This window comes from Specibacter cremeus (genome assembly GCF_003946885.1).
Taxonomy (GTDB): domain Bacteria; phylum Actinomycetota; class Actinomycetes; order Actinomycetales; family Micrococcaceae; genus Specibacter; species Specibacter cremeus.
The window spans coordinates 1-2753 of record NZ_RWKQ01000092.1 but is presented as its reverse complement, the minus strand read 5'-3'; the positions used below and the strand labels follow the sequence as shown (position 1 = coordinate 2753).

General features: G+C 64.8%; 2 protein-coding genes. Both read left to right on the top strand.

Annotated features, from left to right (window positions below):
• Positions 1 to 421 precede the first annotated feature (421 nt).
• Positions 422 to 1948, top strand: a complete 1527-nt coding sequence (locus EJC77_RS20190) for an NCS1 family nucleobase:cation symporter-1 (protein WP_125617091.1) — start codon at positions 422 to 424, stop codon at positions 1946 to 1948.
• 60 nt (positions 1949 to 2008) lie between these two features.
• Complete coding sequence (locus EJC77_RS20185; RefSeq protein ID WP_125617089.1) at positions 2009 to 2737, top strand: aspartate/glutamate racemase family protein; 729 nt, start codon at positions 2009 to 2011, stop codon at positions 2735 to 2737.
• Positions 2738 to 2753: the final 16 nt, after the last annotated feature.

The following is a 2753-nucleotide window of genomic DNA, read 5'->3' as shown; positions in this document are numbered from 1 at the left end:
TCCAACGACTCCAACCACTCCGCGGTCTCCTCCGGATCACCATCCGGCAACCGACCCGTCAAACCACTCAGGATCTGGGAATTGTCGTCATTGAGAAACATGGTCTACCTCTTTTTTCCGTGGATGCCTTCGGACCCTCGCGTTGGCGGGCGGTCCGTCCTTGCCAACCGGCACCCGTTCGTCGTCGAACGGGTGGGGCGCGGAGCATCGACTACATGGCAATCATCAAGTGTTTTCACCAGATGAAAACTAAATATTGTATCTCGAGATTACTAGGCCATCCGTGCGGTGGCAAGACGGTCGGCGGCGTGCATCCCTGTGAGGTGCGCCACTTGACGGGGTGTGGGGCAGGTCATAGAGTTACTTCCACTATTCAATACTTTGTTTTCATCATGTGGAAACAGTGATCTGTGGAGCTGTGATGGACACCACTTCAATGGAGAAGAACCCGGCGCCGGCTGGCCTGGAGCTGCCGGCACCGCCATTCCTGACGGCCGAGGGCTTCGCGTTGAGTGCCAACCTGTTCAACCAGGACTTGGCCCCGACCAAGAAGGAAGGCCGGCGCTGGTCCGCTTACAGCATCTTCACGTTGTGGGCGAACGACGTGCACAGCCTCGGCAACTACGCCTTCGCCATTGGATTGTTTGCGCTCGGCCTGGGCGGTTGGCAGATCCTGCTCGCGCTGGGCATCGGCGCCGTACTGCTGTTCGCGCTGCTGAATTTCTCCGGCTTCATGGGGTTCCGGACGGGCGTCCCGTTCCCCGTCATGAGCCGAATCAGTTTTGGCATTCGCGGTGCCCAGATCGCGTCCCTGCTGCGTGGTGGCGTGGCGATCGTGTGGTTCGGCGTGCAGACGTTCCTGGCCTCCGTCGTGTTTCGCGTCATGCTTACCGCCATGTTCCCGGCGCTGCACCACCTTGACACCAACTCCATCCTCGGCCTGTCGACACTGGGCTGGCTCACCTTCGTGGCGCTGTGGATCATCCAGGTGGTCATCGTCAGTTTCGGCATGGACATGATCCGCAAGTATGAGGCATTCGCCGGCCCCATCATCCTGGTGACGATGGGCTCGATCGCCGTCTGGATGTTCGTCCAGGCCGGCGGATCGATCGCCTGGCAGACCCATGACGGGCTGACCGGCGCGGCCATGTGGCACACGATCTTCGCCGGCGGCGCACTGTGGGTCGCCATCTATGGCACGTTCGTGCTGAACTTCTGTGACTTCACCCGCTCCGCCAAGTCCGGCAAGGCGATCGTGCGCGGCAACTTCTGGGGCATCCCGATCAACATGCTCGTATTCGGCGCGATCGTCGTCGTCATGGCGGGCGCCCAGTTCAAGATCAACGGCACCATCATCAAGAGCCCGTCCGACATCGTCCAGACCATCCCCAACACGTTCCTGCTCGTGGCGGCCTGCCTGGCCCTGCTGGTGCTCACCATCGCGGTCAACCTGATGGCAAACTTCGTGGCCCCCGTCTACGCGCTGACCAACCTTTTCCCGCGGCACCTGAACTTCCGGAAGGCCGCGCTCGTGAGCGCCTGCATCGGCCTGGTCATCCTGCCGTGGAACCTGTACAACAACCCGGTCGTCATCGTGTACTTCCTGGGTGGCCTGGGCGCCCTGCTCGGGCCCCTGTTCGGCGTCGTCATGGCCGACTACTGGCTCATCCGCCGCAGCAAGGTCAACGTCCCGCACCTGTACACGGAGGCGCCGACCGCTTCGTACCACTACAAGCGCGGCGTGAACCCGAAGGCCATCGTCGCCCTGATCCCCGCCTCGATCGTGGCCATCCTGATCGCGTTCATCCCGGCCCTGGTGGCGCTGTCCTCGTTCTCCTGGTTCTTCGGGGCCGGCATCGCCGCCGTGACGTACTGCTTCGTGGCGGACCGGCGCGCCCCGTTCGAGAACGTGTCCGGCGAGCCCATCGCGGTGCCCAGCGTCCACTGATCCCACTTGCCGGGAACATGGCAAGTGTGGGCCCACCCGCACCATCTCGAAAGGCAGCACATGCGCATCCTCGTGGCCAATGTGAACACCACCCAATCCATGACCGACTCCATCGTCGAGCAGGCCCGGGCCGCGGCGGCCCCCGGCACCGAGATCGTGGGCCTGACCCCCCGCTTCGGCGCGGAATCGTGCGAGGGGAACTTCGAAAGCTACCTGGCGGCCATCGCCGTGATGGACGCCGTGCAGTCCTACCCCGGGCCGTTCGACGCCGTCGTCCAGGCCGGCTACGGCGAGCACGGCCGCGAGGGCCTGCAGGAACTGCTCGATGTGCCCGTCGTCGACATCACCGAGGCGGCCGCCAGCACGGCCCTGTTCCTGGGCCACAAGTACTCCGTCGTCACCACGCTGGACCGTGCCGTCCCGCTCATCGAGGACCGGCTCAAGCTGGCCGGCCTCGACGCCCGGTGCGCGTCCGTGCGCGCCAGCGGACTGGCCGTGCTTGAACTCGAGGAGGAGCCGGAGCGCGCCGTCGAGGCGATCGTGCAGCAGTCCGAACTCGCCGTGACGCAGGACAAGGCCGAGGTCATCGTGCTCGGCTGCGGCGGCATGGCCGGGCTCAACGACCAGGTGCGCGAGCGCACCGGCGTGCCCGTCGTCGACGGCGTGGCCGCGGCCGTCACCATCGCCGAGTCCCTGGTCCGGCTGGGACTGTCCACCTCGAAGGTGCGCACCTATGCCGCGCCGCGCCCGAAGAAGGTCATCGGCTGGCCGGTGCCTGCGGCGGACTAGTGACAATGCCGTGTAG

What these genes read in the sequence shown, in the direction of transcription:
- EJC77_RS20190 (WP_125617091.1), top strand. Translation starts at nt 422, where the DNA reads ATGGACACCACTTCAATGGAGAAGAACCCGGCGCCGGCTGGCCTGGAG.
- EJC77_RS20185 (WP_125617089.1), top strand. Translation starts at nt 2,009, where the DNA reads ATGCGCATCCTCGTGGCCAATGTGAACACCACCCAATCCATGACCGAC.